Here is a 16,294-nt window from a genome sequence, read left to right on the forward strand (position 1 = left end):
CGACTAACGATGCAAAGCAATACGCGCCACCATTAACGATCAGTAAGGCACTGATTTTAATGGCAAATCAAAGGCGCAATATTGAATAATTGCTTTCAATACAGTGCCTATTATCTGCAGTCGCTAGAGTCTATTTGGGTGACCACTTGATTTGAAACTCAATCTCTTCTTCGTCATCACTGCGTTCGTGCTCGACACTATATTCCGCGCGAACGGGGACGTAGATCCTCTCGCCTGCAATCTGTATTTCAAATTTTTCGCCCGACTCTAATGAATCAGCTAAACGCCTAAGTTTGGCGGCAAAGTCGGCATTGGTATAGCCTTTTTCAATGTCTCGTTGTGCTTTTGTGGTCATGTCGATATTCCCTGTGTTTTTGCTGCTATTTCCTAATACTTGCTGGCACATTAGTCGAGCCTTAACCACAACTCTTGCTCTTTAAGCTCACCATTTTCTATGCGCTTGCTTTGCCACTGTTCACCTGCGATCTGGTAAGTAAAAGCAAACGCCTTATCGGCAGCGACTCCGAATGAGTTCAGTTGTGGGTATTCAACATATTCCGTTGCTGTATATGTGTAGCGCCCCGTGCCAGCAGCCCAAAACTCACTCTCTGGTTTAGCCTCAGTGCCGACATTTTTCATGGTCGTAAAACTAAAATGATTTGCAGAGATAACTTTAATGGCGCTCAGCTTTAGGTCGCCGTATTGCACCCATTTACCATTACCATCGAGGTACTTACCAGAAGTTAACTTCCAGCTACCAATAAAGGGGTTTTCAGCTGCGCTTAAGGGGGATGCAACCAATATCAATAGCGTAATAACGCACATCGACTTAATCTTGAACCGTTTCATTTCTGTTCCTTGAAATTATAATCTACCTAATTTGAAGACGAGGTTAAAAGGTTAATCATAAACCTCATCGATACCTTCAAGCTTAACCCAGTCATGACAGCGAGTTTGATATACCGTTACGGTAGGCGAGGCTAACTGCGCTTTTGACACTGTGTCATCGGCAAAATTCCCCAGAGGTATCGCGACCACATTGGGCATGACATCGAGAGTAAACCACAGATTTCCACCGCAATTAGGACAAAATTGAAAAGTGATCACCGCGCCTTCATCGCCGGTACGTTGATAGTGATGGCTTGGGCCACTAAACGCGACTTGGTTCAATTGATAGCGGGCTTGAACGCCAAAGGCGCTCCCTGTCCGCTTTTGGCAAGCATTACAATGGCACACAGACACCCGAATGGGCTCACCAGTAACCGATAATGACAGTTGACCACAGTTACAGCTCGCTTTGTGCATAATACCCTTCCATGGATGACTTTGATAAGTGGTTTTATGAGTGGATCATAAAAGTGATTTTATTTGGTCTGTGAGCATGTACGAAGAGTTGCTAGGCTAACACCTACACTAACTTAGCGATTTTTTTAGTCGTTGCATACCTTCATCAATACTCACTATTGCGTTATAACCCAGATCGCGTTTAGCGGCGCTGATATCATAATAGTGACTGGTGGAAAGCTGCCTTGCGACAAAACGGGTCATTATCGGTTCTTCCGTTTTACCCAATAGACGGAAAACCGTTTCCAATACCGCACCAACACCGTAAGCAAGTGAAGTGGGTACCCGCTTACTGACGCTTGGCAGTGATTGGCATGCCAAAATTTTATTCAGCATCTCAGCCATGGTAATCGGCTCATCATTACTCAAATAATAGGCTTTGCCAGCGCACTGCGCTTTTAGTCCTGCTGCATTTGCTCTGCATAACCGCTCTGCCGCTAAGATATGTGCAAAGGCGGCGTTACCGACGTAGATAGTATCGACTAACTTATCTTGCTGACCCACCAGCTTTAAACGCCCTGCTTTAGCACGTTCAAGTACCCGTGGTACCAAATGTGGGTCACCTGGTCCCCAAATAAGGTGTGGTCTTAATGACACCGTCTGCAGCACTTGCCCTGCATCGGTTTTATCACCACTGGCGCTGATCATCATCTTTTCGGCAACCGCTTTAGATTCCCCATAATGATTCAGATATTGCTCTGCATACGGCGCTGATTCATCACAGCCATTTTCATCAAGGCCTGTAAACGTAACACTTGGGGTGCTGGTGTATATAAGTTTGCTGATATTGGATTTTTTGCAAGCCTTGATGATAAATCGAGTTCCATCAACATTTGGTGAGAAATAGCTCTGCTTACTCCCCCAAACACCCGCTTTAGAGGCCACATGAAATACAATATCACAGCCTTGCATCGCCGCTAATACCCCGGCTTCGTCAGCAAGATCGCCCTTTACCATCTTCACGCCCATCGCTGACAGCAAGGGGTGATCACCACGGGCAAATCCTGTCACCTTAATGCCTATCGCAAGCAGGCGTTCACAAATGGCTTTACCTAGAAAACCACCCGCGCCGGTGACAAATGCGTGCGATGCGTAATTTTTTAGGTTAATCAGTGCCGTTTGTTCTTCTAGGGCAAAGACACTCAAAGGGGGGACTAACGGGTTATTGTCAGACACAATCAACTATTCCTTGATCTGTTTCTGGGCCCAAACGGCCAATTTCTCTCTAAATATTTTGGCGTTGTGGCGAATATCGACGGGGAAATCAGGGTGAATGAGAAATCGCTCAATCCCCTGAGTATGGCTGTGTTGCTCTGCCAACGTGCGTAATTGAGCGTACAACAAATTCGACTTTGAACAGGCTACCGCTTGATTAAGCTCAATACAGACTAACGGGGTTAATTTACCCGCAATCATCACACCTACAAGCGCACTGCGTTTGATCCCTGCATGGGTATTAAAAATTCGCTCAACAGGAATGGAGTAGTAACGTTGAACGCCGTTATCCGCGGTTATCGCATCTACGCGGTGCGCTTTACGCCCACACATCCACAATAAGCCTTTATCATCAAGGTAGCCCAAATCGCCCATTCGGTGCCGAATGAGAGCGCCGTCGTTGATTTTAGCCGCTATGGTCGCGCTTTCTCTTTGATAATAAGCGCGGCTCACCATCGGGCCTTTAACCACGATTTCGCCAATCTGATGCGGGGGAAGCGATAGCGTGTCGTGCCAGTTTTCAATAGGGCTTTCATCAATATCGATAATCGAGATATCTACGCCTGAAATGGCACTTCCAACACAGATCCCACCACCATTGTCGGTAATAGTGGTGGTATTAAATAGCGATTGGCTGCCAATTTTACTTAAGGGTAAAGACTCTGTCGCGCCATAAGAATTAAGCACTTCAACATCGCTATTGAGCATAGCGCTAAAGCGTTTAATCGATGAGATGGTTGCGGGGGCGCCTGCCGATATCACTCGCTTGATACTGGTGAGTTGGTGATGGGTGCGACTTCCCGCTTGACCTAAACGCTCTATCAATGCCGGGTTAACAAACATATTGCTGCATTGATACTTTTCAATAGCAGCAAAGATAAAATCGGGATTGGCTGTAATGGGCTTACTTGCATCCATGTCTGGCACAATCGATGCCATACCCAACGCGGGCCCAAATAAGGAGAATAGCGGGAAAGTGGCCAAATCGCGCTCACCTGATTTAATGGCGTAATCATGTTTAAGCGCACTAATTTGTGCTTCAAACATTTTATGGGAATAGACCACCCCTTTGGGCGTGCCCGTACTGCCACTGGTAAACAGAATCGCCGCCATAGCGTCATCCGCTAGCCATTGCAGTTTAAAGGCGGTGTTATCACACTCTTTGACTATTTGCGCTAGGTTAACCGCCCCCGTTAAGCCATTAATGAGCCTACCACCACCCACTGAGATCAGATGTTTGACACTGTGCTTGCCCCAGCCAAACAAACGTCTGGCGACATGCGCTTTGGGGATCCCTATAAACACATCTGGTTTAGCCTCAATAAAACACTGTTTGAGGTTTTTAATCCCCATTCCAGGATCGACCAAAATAGGGATAATCCCCGCTTTAAATAGCGCAAAGGTCAAACAGAAAAAATCGATACTGGGGGTGACCATCAGCACCGCTTTCATGCCCGGAACCAGGCCAAACTGAATCAGCGCGGCAGCGATGTGATCGCTTTTAGCATTAAGCGTTTGAAAGTCCATCTCTTCATAGCTTAAGCGGTCAAGTGTTTGACCGCGTGAGTGTTGTACGGCAACAGCAAGAGAGTCAGGTATGTTGTTGGCAGCGTCGACAAGATGACGACAAAGGTTGGCACCAACGTGCTGACGCTCAAGCGGGCTAATCATTCTATTTACGCCACCGAGTCTTTTACTGCTTCAATGCTATTTTCATCGATGAAGGTGTTGATATGAGCAATGACTTCATCGCTAGCATCTTCAAGGATATAGTGGCCACAATCAGCAAACTCATGCACTTGTGCATGGGGCATTCTTTGTTTCCATTCATCCAAAAAGTGCTTATCAAACACAAAATCTTGTAGGCCCCAGCAGATCACCGTTGGCACCTTGGCAAACTTATCTAAGCTTGCGGCGATGTCTGACACCATCTCATAATTGCGATCGCCCGGCTTTAACGGAATATCCTGTACAAAACGTAAAGTAGAGATACGGTTTGCCCACGAGTTAAACGGGGCAACGTAGGCCTGACGGATATCTTTATGCATCGGCTTGCGTTTCACACCCACATAAGACGCTGCCGATGAGAAGGCATTAAAGCCACGCACCAAACACGTCCCTAGAAGGGTATTACGGCAGATTGAAAGCGCCCACGGAAAAGGTTTTGTTTTCGGAAGGTGAAACGCGCCCGTATTGAGAATAACTAAACGTTTAATACGGTCAGGATAGCGAGCAGCGTAACCCATACCAATCATGCCGCCCCAATCGTGGACAACAAGCGTAATATTATCTTTAACGTCTAAATGCTCAAGCAAGGCTTCAAGATCGTCGATACGGCTTTTCAGAGTGTAATCGTAACCGCTGTCATCAGGCTTATCAGAAAGGCCACAACCAATATGATCAGGCACTATGCATTGATGCTTACCGCTTAGCGCGCTAATAAGATTACGATAATAAAACGACCAGCTAGGGTTACCGTGAACCATCACTACTGGGTCGCCAGAACCTTCATTCACATACTGAAGTTTATTGCCGTTTCTATCTAAATAATTACGTTTAAATGGGTGTAGGGTGTCTAACATGACGCTTCCTATAATTTTTATACTGGGCTTATGATAAATGCGTAAGGCTTAGCCAGCGGCGAGCGCTACTGGCCGGTGGTGTTACCACTTAAGCCCCAACATCATGCAATTTAAGCCACTACCAATACCTAAAAAGCTCACTTGGTCGCCGCTTTTCAAAAAGCCTTGGTCATGTGCCATCGCGGCGGTAACGGGCAATGAAACGGTGCCCATGTTGCCCAGTAATCTATAAGTCGGAAACTCTTTTTCTTCAGGAATATTCAGTGCTTGCAGAACATTACGACGGTTTGATGAACCCACTTGGTGACAAATAACTTTATCAACTTGCTCAACTAACCAGCTGCGCTGATCTAAGAAGTGGCTCCAAGTATGGCGTGCGAGCTCAACACCCTCTTTAAGCAAAGCCACACCATTGGTGCGCATAAATTCGCGGTATAACTGCGGACCCGCTTCTTCGAGTCCCCATTGGCACAAATCGTAATGTTGCGGCGCTGAAAGATGACTTGCACCTAACAACTGATGCTGACGATCACCTTTCAAATTGAGGCTGCCATCGGTAAGCAAAACGGCAACGGCACCAGAGCCACCGGTTAATGTTGCTAGCGATGATGCAAAGTTTTGCATCGTCGGTTCAGCAAGCATTTTGTCGATGGTGATATCCACAATATGGCGAGCAGATTCACAAGAAACCACCAGACCGGCTTTGATTTGGCCTAACTCAATGCGGTTAGCAATATCTAAAATACCTGACAACACGCCTAAACACGCGTTACTGATATCATAAATTGCCGTATTTTTAGAGACGCCAAGCTCAGCGGCGATACGACATGCAGTTGCGGGTTCATGTTGATCACGGCAAACGCCAGTGTAAACCACTGCGCCTAAATCGCTGATATCGACACCAGTTTCATCAATCGCCTTGTGCGCCGCAGCTAATGCTCCGTCAGACAATCTGTGCCCTTTTGGCCACCAACGTCTTTCATGGATCCCAGTCAATGCAGCAAGTTGCCCCATCGGAATACGAAACTTTTTGTATAACGGCGCTAAACGAGATTCAAGCTCCGAAGTTGAAACAACTTCAGGCGCTAATTCGTAGGCCATGCTATTGATAAAAACGCGGGAATATTTCATGAAACTGTATTTAATCGCTCACTAAACTGGCCAATTTTCGACCAATGAAGATAATTATTTATTATTAACCAGCCATTTGAGCAAGAAAAAGCAGATGATTCAATAAAAAACCTCATAACTGAGACCTTTAAATCCACTCTATCATCAACTTTGCTCTTAAAATGGCACCACTTTACCGTCAGATTCAATCATCACTGACTCAATTACAACTTAATAAACAATTTGTTACGCACTTATTAAATTATCAAACTGTCATTTTTCTATTTAAATGCGCTAATTATCGCATTTCGAGGCGTAATACTGTTTAAACAAAATTCACTCAACTTTACTTGGTAACCGCTCTCTTCTAAAAAGCAAACTCGGTCAAGTAATAGCCATTTTTCGAATACGCTTCTGAAAAGATGGGCCACCAAATCGATGCGACGAGTCAGTCGTTGTCGTTCACGCCCGTTGGCTTGATAATGTGCCCAGTCTATCGAATCAATCAAGGGCACTTTCTTGGTGTTTGCGGCCCAGCGACTGAAAGTTTCAAACTCACCATTGAGCTGGCTTTGCTTAATCGATGGAATAGGCAAATACTCATCCACTTGACGCATCTCACGTTGCAAAGAATCGAATCCTAAGCGCCATGCCATCTCTTGCAGCCGATATTGATTACCTTTAGCACTTGCTATCATGCTTTGTTGCAAAGGCAGCTGCAGATCCGCTCTAGTCAACAGCAAGTCGCTTGTTTTAGCCGTCATAGAGAGTGGCTGGTAATACTGAGCCTGAATAAGATGGTAGCAACACGGCGATATCACCACTTGCCGAGTCCCAGCGTTACTGGCGTGCTGTAACAAGGTAACGTGCAGATCACCGCAAGCATGCAGCGCCACAGCCAGTTGTTGCTCTTCAAGCTGGCCTTGCTGCTCCGCAAACGCATCAGCACAGACAAAACGTTGTGGTAACTGCCATTTATCTGCAAAATGCTGACCCGCCTCGCACAGGCTCTGCTGCCACTCTAAACTCACAACGTTGCGACCTTTTGCTTTAGCGATCAAGCGCCCTAAATGACCTTTGCCAGCGCACCACTCAAGCACTGGCAATTGAGTATCCGGTAACTGCGCAACAAAAGCCGTGATCTGTTGCCACTTTCGTCCTTTTATATGCGCACTAAAATGCGCCATATCATCCGCTTGCAGTAATGCTAATGACCGAATACTGTCATTTTTTAATGATGAAATTATTTCTGCAGGCTCAGTGGATGTAGCCGCTGCGACCTCGGGGAGCAATAAGTTTAAGTCCCAATCGCTTCCAGCGGCCTGCAGGTCTTGCTTTAACGACGGTAGTAATCGCTCACTTAGGCTTAGCTGGCAGGCATCAATAGCATCAAGTTCATCATCTGCAATTTGCCAAACTGATCTCGCTAGTGTCGGAAAAGCATCACCCCAGGGTAATTGACGACATTCAAAACTGCGGTTTTGCCAAAGTGGACGGCTCAAGCTCAGCAAACTGTCGAGCTGTTTGAATTGAGTCGCAAAGGCTGATATCGAGCTAGTATCTTGCTTCATATGAGATAAACATTGATTCGAGGTTGATGTTAAAAGACGTTAATACCGCTTTAAACAATAAAAGGAGACTTTTTGAAGTCTCCTTTTAGATGAGTAACGCCAGTTTATCACAGCTCTTTAGCGCAATGGTTATGGCGCTATCGAATCTTGCTTTTTAACTTGCATCCGCTTACCCAGCCATACGCCAAGCCCAAGCGGGGCAAAAAAGACCACCAGCAAGAACAATACAAAATAGAGTATCAGACTCTTGAGCGTTTTAGTGATCTCTTCAAAAACCACTTTAACGGTTTGCTCAGATATTTTCTCTAAATCAACTGCCGCTGCAGCGCGCTCTCTCGTCACCATAGCTTCTAATGCAATACGCTCGTTTTTCACCATTAACTCAAGCGCTTGTCGCTCAACTGACAGTTGAGCGAGCTTATCGTCTGTTGATGCGCTCAATTGCGCTAATAGTGGCGTTAACTCTCTGCGCAGATCAACCGCTAGCGCTTGCATCATCTCGGGGCTTTGCGCCATGAGTTGCTGAAACTTGGCTGAGGTATCACTAATACTCATTAAAGTCGCTTGCACCTCATCGGCGTTAATATTGGAATGTAATGCATAAAGCTCCGCTTTCCAGCCTAATATCTTTGGCATTTGCTCGGCAATCATTGCCATTCGGTCAGAAATGTCGCTCATGACCTCAGGCACGGTACCAAAGGTGGTTACCGCATCAAACTCATTGATTTCATTGTACTCTAACCAATCAGTAAAGGCTGACTGACGCGTAAATGACATATCCTTAATCGGGTACTTTGCGACATATTGCTTAACGAAATGCTGGTTCTTTTGGAAACTTGCCGCACCAAATTTTTTAATCGTGCGTTCAAACTGATCTCTCAGATGCTGGCTCACGTCGATAGCCGTTTGTTGCTGCTCACCAAACACATTCTTACCCGCACCGGATTCAAAAAATTGCGCCATTTGTTCGGTAAACACCCAGGTGTCAACCATGGCTGCAGTAGGAGATGCTTGAAATATGGTATGTTGCAGATTCTGCTCGGCGTTAATTTTCCACATCAGTGTATTCGACTTAATGGGCACACTGTCGCTGTTGCGCTCTATCAGATCGGCGCCACTTTCCACCTGACTATAAAACACCGTACTAAAATCTCGGCTGAAAACGCGCATGTTTAGCTGATCTTTAGGTAACGGCTCAATGCCACTTTCTAACTTGATCTCTAACAGGGAACACCCGGCAACCAACACTGCCGTAACAATGACAAAGCAAAAGCGAAACGCCGCTTTCATAAAGCCTCCATTAAAATGCAACATATTGAATATTATCAACTAATAAATTATTTCCCAAATTCTAACATCCGTTCCCTGCTAGGCATACAACTAAAACACATTAGGGTTTTAGATCGCTTATATAAACTAATGCTTACGATAAGAGCCTAGAGTTCAAGTTAAGTAAATCACTCGCAAACAGATAACCTCGTCTCTTAATTCTAGCTAATTTATACTTGTTGTATTAATAATTTAATCATACTGTCGGCGTTCTGTAGGCCTTCAAAACACAGAGGCTACTCTAAGCCCTCGCCACACACTGTGGTTCAAGTCACCAATCCCATCAATATGCTTTGAATTGATGCCGTTAAGTCAACAGTTTCTCCCACCACCAATAGAAATCAACGTTATGTTTTACAATAAATATTATTAATAAACAGGATTGCCTAATTCAAGTTAACTATAAATTTAACGCAATAGGTATTACACTTCGTCGCAAATTAGAACAGGTGCACAATAAAATGCAATCACCCTGCGTGGCTCGCTGTGGGCTAAATGAAGATGATTACTGTATGGGGTGCTATCGCCATATTGACGAGATAGTAGGATGGGGCAACGCCAGCAATGAGGCCAAAGCGCTGGTGTGGACAAAACTCAAACAACGTAAGGCCGACATGCTTGATGGCGAAAATAGTGCCATTTTAAGCCGCGTTAAATGGTTGGAAGCCGAAGCAAGAATTAAAGCAACCGAGGACGGTTCAACTTAACGTAAAAAAGCCGCAATGAGCGGCTTTTTTCATCGTTAATCGACGGTTTTATGTGTCTTAACTTAAAGTGCGATTACTTTTTGTTGAGCATACTTTTTAGATCGGCGAATGGATTATACGTCGCTGTGTCCATCTTAACTTCGGTAGTGGCGCCGTACTGGATCAATTCTTCAAACTTTGAATGCTCATTGTCGTGACAATATAAACAGAGTAATTCCCAGTTGGTACCATCTGATGGGTTATTGTCGTGGTTATGATCACGATGATGTACTGTCAATTCACGTAAGTTCGCATTGTTAAACTCACGAGTACAACGGCCACATACCCAAGGATAAAGCTTAAGTGCCTGCTCACGGTAACCCGTTTCACGCTTGGCTTTATAATCTCGTGCTTCGGCTAGTACTTTATCTAACTTACTTTGCCCTGGTGCTGCTGCCATGTCGGTATATCTCGTTTCGGTTTAATGTCTCTATGAATCTAATACTAACACTGAAATATATCCGCTGTAACTGAGTTCGATGATCAATCAGCCAAACTTTGCTGAAATAAAAAAGGCTAGCCCATTACACTGTTAAATTGCGTATTGAAGCTAACCTTTTTCAATGTACTTTCTACACTAAAACTGCGCTAATTACTGAATTTGCACTCAGTCATATATGGGTCTCTAGACTTCACGGCCTAAATACTCAGAACTTGAAAGATGCAGATAATGCAGGTACTTCTCGTACTGCGTAACCACATCAGCCAATACTTGCTCCTGAGTAAAGCCCATCACATCGTAATGTTGTCCACCGTGCTCTAAAAATACTTCAACCCGATAATACTCAGAGTCGCCTTCTGCAACTTCGCTTTCAATCGGGTTGGTAATACTAAAGGCACGGATCCGCAATCCATAAACAAAGTCATCATGTTCCTCATTAGCAATGACAAACCGAATACGACTATCAAAGTGCTTTAACTCTGCCGCTACGCCCTTGCTATTAAAGGTCTCACAGACCTTATTTAATGCCGGCTTTGCCACTTCTTCCAAGAAACCTAGCGCTTGAGCCTCGCTCGGATGTGAGACAAGAACATCAATATGATCTTCCCAACTGACGTTAGTCTTCGTGAATTGCACGCTGGTATTGTGGGATTGCACGCTATTGATCTTTAGCCAATCATCCTGCAATGCTTTAAACAGTCCAAAACACATCAGCAGCATCACAATTAGAAACGGCAATGCACTGGCTATCGCCGCTGTTTGTAAGGCTTGTAACCCGCCAGCTAACAACAGTACTGACGCCACTATGCCTTGTAACATGGCCCAGAAAATCCGTTGCCATACGGGTGCATTGTGATCGCCACCAGAGGTTAGGTTATCAATCACCAACGAACCTGAATCTGATGAAGTAACGAAGAAGGTGATTACCAAACATAATGCGATTGTCGATAACAAGGTCGAAAATGGCATGTGCTCAAAGAACACAAATAGCGCTACAGAGACATCTGATGAAACCGCATCAGATAGATAAGTAGCACCTTGGTTCATTATGGCGTCAATGGCAGAGTTACCAAATACTGTCATCCATAAGAAGGTAAACGCCGATGGCACAAATAGCACACCGATTAGAAACTCACGGATAGTACGACCACGTGACACACGAGCAATAAAAGTCCCTACAAATGGTGACCATGAGATCCACCAGCCCCAATAAAGTAGCGTCCAACCACCGAGCCAATCGTTCTTTTGCTCATAGGCATATAGGTTAAATGTCTTACCAACAATGTCACTTAAGTAGCCACCTGTGTTTTGTACAAAAGCTTGTAACAGTTCAACTGTTGGGCCGAATATCAATATGAAAATAAGTAACAGTATCGCCAAACCTAAGTTAAGTTCACTTAAGCGTTTCACCCCTTTATCAAGGCCGGAGAACACCGATACAGTGGCAATAAGCGAAATAACGATAATTAAGCCCACTTGCACATAAGCATTTACAGGCACGCCCAGTAGATAGTTAAGGCCTGAATTGACCTGCAGCACACCAAATCCAAGCGATGTTGCCACACCAAACATGGTACCCAATACAGCAAAGGTATCGACAGCATGGCCGATAGGACCAAAAATACGTTCACCAAATATTGGGTAAAGTGCGCTTCTAGGCAGCAATGGTAGTTTATGACGATATGAGAAGTACGCTAAACTCAGCGCCACTACGGCGTATATAGCCCATGCGTGAATGCCCCAATGGAAGAACGTAATCTTCATGGCATCTTTTGCAGCTTGTATCGTCTGTGGGTCGGCATCTGGCGGCGCAAGATAGTGCATCACCGGCTCTGCAACACCAAAAAACATCAAACCAATACCCATGCCCGCAGAGAACAACATGGCTATCCAGCTTTTATAGCTGTAATCAGGTTCAGAGTGATCAGGGCCAAGTTTAATATCGCCAAAACGCGACACCATCACGAAGATGACAAAAATTAAAAACACCGCTACGCCTAGGATATAGAGCCAGCCAGCTTTTAATTCAAACCAGGATTGTACAATTTTAAAGAAATCTTGCGCTTGGTTCGGCCAAATAGCGGTGGTCAGAACCATTAAAGTGATCAGGAAAACAGAAGAGAAAAAAACAGGTGGATTAATACTCGATTTAATCGACATACAGTTACCGCAGTTAATGAAGTATACGCCTCTATTCTCGCTAGGCGTAACAGGCCTGGCAGAGGTTAGGAGCCTATAAGCTAATATAAGAATACACTGGCGGGTTTATCATTTTGTGCCTAAACCCGTGAGGTGTACTCACCAAAGACATGTAAATAAATCAATAGACTAAACGGATGGTTGTTCAGTAAATTTGATCTACTCGCATATTTAAAATCGTATTGAATAGCTCAACCTAGAGTCTGCCGTGTAAGGCCCGATCCAGCTATTAAATAGAATTTGGCTTAGGTTTGGGTTTAAATTTGGATTTTCAACACAAAATTCATTAATGCGGATACATTATTCATTTAGCCGAGATTTTGTCTAGCGTCCAAATACAAAAAAACAGCAAAATGCTGTTTTTTAGTTTAACAAGTAACCACTTAGTATCAATCTGTGGGGCTTGTCTCATTATTCATTCAATGCTGTCAGGCCTTGTCTGCTTTATCAACAAACAAAACTAGAAGTCCAAGTCTCTCTCCATCTCTTCATAGGAGATATGACGTACATCCTTACCTTTAACGTAATAGATGATGTATTCGCAAATATTCTGACAACGATCGCCGACGCGCTCTACAGCACGCGCTGCCCAAAGTACGTCTAACACTTCAGGAATAGATCTAGGATCAGCCATCATATAAGTCATCAACTGACGAATAATTCCTTCGTACTCTTTGTCGAGCTTGGCATCTTCTTTATGCAGCTCTAACGCCACATCAGCGTCCATACGCGCTAATGCATCCAGAGTGGCATGCAAAGTACGCGTGGCATGGCGGCCCATATTTTCAATACTCACCAGCAAAGGCTGTTGATTTTTAGAACGTTTATCCAGCGCCGCTTTTGCTATCTTCACACACGCATCGCCAATACGTTCTAAATCGGTAATGGTTTTAGATATCGCCAATACCAGGCGTAAATCACTGGCAGCGGGTTGGCGCTTAGCAATGATCCGGGTGCACTCTTCGTCAATGGCCACTTCCATGCCATTCACTTTATGGTCGCCTTCAATCACTCTCTGAGCCAGCTCAGAGTCCAATGCAGCTAAAGCATCAAGAGACTGCTCTAGCTGACGCTCAACAAGCCCGCCCATCGTCAATACACGATTACGAATATCATCCAGTTCAGCATTGAACTGACCAGAGATATGTTTATTTAAGTTCATGTTTTCCATTGTAATAAACCTCTATCAGTTCAATTTAGCCGTAACGACCGGTAATGTAATCTTCAGTCTTTTTCTTACGCGGCGTGGTAAATATGGTGTTAGTGTCTGCATATTCAACCAGCTCCCCCATATACATAAAGGCGGTTTGGTCTGACACTCGTGCAGCCTGCTGCATGTTATGCGTCACAATAACTACGGTATATTTAGATTTAAGCTCAGTGATCAGCTCTTCAATCGTCAATGTTGAGATAGGATCCAGTGCCGATGTGGGTTCATCAAGCAGCAAGACTTCAGGCTCAATCGCAATGGCACGGGCGATAACTAAACGCTGCTGCTGACCGCCAGACAGACCGAATGCATTGTCATGTAATCTGTCTTTTACTTCATCCCAAATCGCCGCGCCACGTAAAGAGCGTTCAGCCGCATCATCAAGATCACGACGATTTTTTACGCCTTGCAGGCGCAATCCATACACCACATTCTCGTAAATTGATTTAGGAAATGGGTTTGGACGTTGGAATACCATACCAACATTACGACGCAGTGCGGCAACATCGACTTTTTTGTCATAGATATTCTGACCGTGCAGCAAAATTTCGCCACTGATATGACAGTGATCAACTAAGTCATTCATGCGGTTAATACAGCGCAATAGGGTTGATTTACCGCAACCACTTGGGCCAATAAATGCCGTAACCTTTTTCTTAGGGATATGCATAGACACATCAAACAGTGCCTGCTTATCGCCATATTTAAGGTCGAGGTTACGGATCTCTAATGCCGTGTCTTCTTTACTCAAGTTTTCTAGGTCTAGCATTTCAGTCTTCATTACCGATTGATCTATTGAAATCATGTTATTTCCTATCACTTAGGATAATCGTCAATTAATGCTCAAGCGAACGATATTTTTCGCGTAAGTGGTTTCGTACACCAATGGCGGTTAAATTTAACCCCACGATCACCGAGACCAAAAGGAAGGAAGTAGCGTATACCAAGGGGCGCGCTGCTTCTACGTTAGGGCTTTGGAAACCGACATCATAGATGTGGAAACCTAAGTGCATGAACTTACGTTCCAAATGCACAAATGGGAAATTAATGTCCACAGGCAGCGTTGGGGCAAGCTTTACCACACCGACTAACATCAGCGGAGCCACCTCACCTGCCGCGCGGGCTACCGCCAAAATCAAACCCGTCATAATCGCAGGGCTGGCCATTGGCACGATAATGCGCCACAAGGTTTCGGCTTTCGTCGCGCCCAGTGCCAAGCTACCTTGGCGTACCGAAATAGGGATACGGCTTAAGCCTTCCTCCGTCGATACTATCACCACTGGCAGGGTTAAAATGGCTAAAGTTAATGCCGACCAGAGAACACCTGGTGAGCCAAAAGTGGGCGCTGGCAGTGCTTCAGGGTAAAACAGTTGGTCAATTGAGCCACCAAACATGTAAACAAAGAAACCTAATCCAAACACACCGTATACGATGGATGGCACACCCGCTAAGTTAATCACCGCGATACGGATCATCTTAGTCACAGGCCCTTTCTTGGCGTACTCGTGCAGATAAATAGCCGCTATCACCCCAAATGGTGTCACGATCACTGCCATCAACATCACCATAAACACGGTACCAAAAATAGCGGGGAATACACCACCCTCGGTATTCGCTTCACGTGGATCATCGCTGACAAACTTACCGATACCGATAAACCAATGCCCGACTTTGCCTAATATACTCAGCCGGTTAGCGTAAGTAACATCTAAAATGGTATCAAGCTTAAGTGTCACCTCTTCGCCGCGCATGTCACGAATGATGACAAAGTCACGACCCGCTTCAGTTTTAAGGGCAAAGAACTCTTTTTCAACAACTTGATATGCGGCATCTAACGTTAAACGCTGCGCTTCAATTTTAGCTTTTCGACTATCAGTCAGCGCATTATCCAACTCGTAGCGGCGTGACTCTAAGCGCAGATTCTCTAGCTCATAGTTTATGGTGCCGATATCGCCTTTTTGAATATCGAGCGCTTTGTCATTTAGTGCAACAGCACGTTCGATATGCTCTGCAAAAGCAGTTTCAATATTATCAGGTGTTAACCGCTGACCATCTTCAATGATCCCCACTGGATAACCATAGAAGTCACCGTTTTTGCTACGTTCAATGACCGCGATATCATTCGGCTTAGTGCGCGAAATAATATTGGTCTCCATCACCCAGCGAAAATCTAAGTCAACAAACTCACGGTTACCGGTTTTAATCAGGTAACGCGTAACAGTGTCACCAACATCAGCATCAAACGTATGGCCGGCAGACAACAAACGCTCAATAGGCACTTCTTCTCTATCGTATATTTCACCGATAATGCTGTAACGATCACCGGTAGGATCTTGTATCTCCCACTGATAGATCTGAGCAGGCCAAAAGTAACTTAAACCACGCCATGCAATTAGCAATAGCAACCCTAGTACCGCGATTAAACAAACGCTCACGGCGCCACTGGTCATCCAAATCCAAGGAGAGCCAGATTTAAACCACTTACCCATTAGCTAAACCTCTTACGGCGACTGACGAATTACTCTTTATGAAATTAGTATTTATCA

General features: G+C 44.8%; 15 protein-coding genes. 1 reads left to right on the forward strand and 14 read right to left on the reverse strand.

Translation table 11 applies throughout. From position 1 onward, the window contains the following. Nucleotides 1–130: 130 nt before the first annotated feature. The 9 genes from L2729_RS13445 to L2729_RS13485 form a co-directional block, all read right to left on the reverse strand. Nucleotides 131–355 (reverse strand): amphi-Trp domain-containing protein, encoded by a 225-nt coding sequence (locus tag L2729_RS13445; protein WP_248988727.1) that lies wholly within the window; start codon nt 353–355, stop codon nt 131–133. A gap of 50 nt (nt 356–405) precedes the next feature. Beyond that, the gene (locus tag L2729_RS13450; protein WP_248988728.1) at nt 406–849 is read right to left on the reverse strand and encodes a hypothetical protein; all 444 of its coding nucleotides are present in this window, start codon (nt 847–849) and stop codon (nt 406–408) included. Nucleotides 850–900: 51 nt separating this feature from the next. Continuing rightward, nucleotides 901–1,305, reverse strand: coding sequence for a GFA family protein (locus tag L2729_RS13455; protein ID WP_248988729.1), 405 nt, complete (start codon nt 1,303–1,305; stop codon nt 901–903). 108 nt (nt 1,306–1,413) lie between these two features. Beyond that, a complete protein-coding gene (gene oleD, locus L2729_RS13460) occupies nt 1,414–2,520 on the reverse strand; it encodes a 2-alkyl-3-oxoalkanoate reductase (protein ID WP_248988730.1) in 1,107 nt (368 codons plus the stop codon). Nucleotides 2,521–2,526: 6 nt separating this feature from the next. Further along, a complete protein-coding gene (gene oleC / locus L2729_RS13465) occupies nt 2,527–4,230 on the reverse strand; it encodes an olefin beta-lactone synthetase (protein ID WP_248988731.1) in 1,704 nt (567 codons plus the stop codon). A 5-nt stretch (nt 4,231–4,235) separates the two neighbouring features. After that, nucleotides 4,236–5,141 carry an alpha/beta fold hydrolase gene (locus L2729_RS13470; protein ID WP_248988732.1) on the reverse strand — a complete coding sequence of 302 codons (906 nt, stop codon included), beginning with the start codon at nt 5,139–5,141 and terminating at the stop codon, nt 4,236–4,238. An 81-nt stretch (nt 5,142–5,222) separates the two neighbouring features. Next, entirely contained in the window at nt 5,223–6,272 is a 1,050-nt protein-coding gene (locus tag L2729_RS13475) for a 3-oxoacyl-ACP synthase III (RefSeq protein WP_101093280.1), read from the reverse strand. A gap of 260 nt (nt 6,273–6,532) precedes the next feature. Continuing rightward, nucleotides 6,533–7,822: a methyltransferase gene (locus tag L2729_RS13480; RefSeq protein ID WP_248988733.1), complete on the reverse strand. Its 1,290-nt coding sequence runs from the start codon at nt 7,820–7,822 to the stop codon at nt 6,533–6,535. Between the two features lie 129 nt (nt 7,823–7,951). Continuing rightward, nucleotides 7,952–9,112: a chemotaxis protein gene (locus tag L2729_RS13485; RefSeq protein ID WP_248988734.1), complete on the reverse strand. Its 1,161-nt coding sequence runs from the start codon at nt 9,110–9,112 to the stop codon at nt 7,952–7,954. 500 nt (nt 9,113–9,612) lie between these two features. On the opposite strand from L2729_RS13485, the gene L2729_RS13490 reads away from it, so the two are divergent. Next, a complete protein-coding gene (locus L2729_RS13490; protein ID WP_248988735.1) occupies nt 9,613–9,858 on the forward strand; it encodes a DUF1289 domain-containing protein in 246 nt (81 codons plus the stop codon). A gap of 73 nt (nt 9,859–9,931) precedes the next feature. Here the strand turns inward: L2729_RS13490 and L2729_RS13495 are convergent, their stop codons facing one another. From L2729_RS13495 to pstA, 5 genes are all read right to left on the reverse strand, one after another. Further along, a complete protein-coding gene (locus tag L2729_RS13495) occupies nt 9,932–10,297 on the reverse strand; it encodes a YajD family HNH nuclease (protein WP_101093288.1) in 366 nt (121 codons plus the stop codon). A 225-nt stretch (nt 10,298–10,522) separates the two neighbouring features. Further along, on the reverse strand, nt 10,523–12,499 hold the full coding sequence (locus L2729_RS13500) for a BCCT family transporter (protein ID WP_248988736.1): 1,977 nt from the start codon (nt 12,497–12,499) through the stop codon (nt 10,523–10,525). 499 nt (nt 12,500–12,998) lie between these two features. After that, nucleotides 12,999–13,709, reverse strand: a complete 711-nt coding sequence (phoU, locus tag L2729_RS13505; protein ID WP_248988737.1) for a phosphate signaling complex protein PhoU — start codon at nt 13,707–13,709, stop codon at nt 12,999–13,001. A 25-nt stretch (nt 13,710–13,734) separates the two neighbouring features. Then, entirely contained in the window at nt 13,735–14,553 is an 819-nt protein-coding gene (gene pstB / locus L2729_RS13510; RefSeq protein ID WP_101093294.1) for a phosphate ABC transporter ATP-binding protein PstB, read from the reverse strand. A gap of 31 nt (nt 14,554–14,584) precedes the next feature. After that, on the reverse strand, nt 14,585–16,237 hold the full coding sequence (gene pstA, locus L2729_RS13515; RefSeq protein ID WP_248988738.1) for a phosphate ABC transporter permease PstA: 1,653 nt from the start codon (nt 16,235–16,237) through the stop codon (nt 14,585–14,587). Nucleotides 16,238–16,294 lie beyond the last annotated feature (57 nt).

Source organism: Shewanella gelidimarina (assembly GCF_023283945.1).
Taxonomy (GTDB): domain Bacteria; phylum Pseudomonadota; class Gammaproteobacteria; order Enterobacterales; family Shewanellaceae; genus Shewanella; species Shewanella gelidimarina.

Coding starts and splice junctions, on each gene's coding strand:
- L2729_RS13455 (WP_248988729.1), bottom strand. CDS start 1,305: ATGCACAAAGCGAGCTGTAACTGTGGTCAACTGTCATTATCGGTTACT.
- oleC (WP_248988731.1), bottom strand. CDS start 4,230: ATGATTAGCCCGCTTGAGCGTCAGCACGTTGGTGCCAACCTTTGTCGT.
- pstB (WP_101093294.1), bottom strand. CDS start 14,553: ATGATTTCAATAGATCAATCGGTAATGAAGACTGAAATGCTAGACCTA.
- L2729_RS13495 (WP_101093288.1), bottom strand. CDS start 10,297: ATGGCAGCAGCACCAGGGCAAAGTAAGTTAGATAAAGTACTAGCCGAA.
- L2729_RS13450 (WP_248988728.1), bottom strand. CDS start 849: ATGAAACGGTTCAAGATTAAGTCGATGTGCGTTATTACGCTATTGATA.
- L2729_RS13480 (WP_248988733.1), bottom strand. CDS start 7,822: ATGAAGCAAGATACTAGCTCGATATCAGCCTTTGCGACTCAATTCAAA.
- L2729_RS13490 (WP_248988735.1), top strand. CDS start 9,613: ATGCAATCACCCTGCGTGGCTCGCTGTGGGCTAAATGAAGATGATTAC.
- L2729_RS13445 (WP_248988727.1), bottom strand. CDS start 355: ATGACCACAAAAGCACAACGAGACATTGAAAAAGGCTATACCAATGCC.
- L2729_RS13485 (WP_248988734.1), bottom strand. CDS start 9,112: ATGAAAGCGGCGTTTCGCTTTTGCTTTGTCATTGTTACGGCAGTGTTG.
- L2729_RS13470 (WP_248988732.1), bottom strand. CDS start 5,141: ATGTTAGACACCCTACACCCATTTAAACGTAATTATTTAGATAGAAAC.
- pstA (WP_248988738.1), bottom strand. CDS start 16,237: ATGGGTAAGTGGTTTAAATCTGGCTCTCCTTGGATTTGGATGACCAGT.
- phoU (WP_248988737.1), bottom strand. CDS start 13,709: ATGGAAAACATGAACTTAAATAAACATATCTCTGGTCAGTTCAATGCT.
- L2729_RS13475 (WP_101093280.1), bottom strand. CDS start 6,272: ATGAAATATTCCCGCGTTTTTATCAATAGCATGGCCTACGAATTAGCG.
- L2729_RS13500 (WP_248988736.1), bottom strand. CDS start 12,499: ATGTCGATTAAATCGAGTATTAATCCACCTGTTTTTTTCTCTTCTGTT.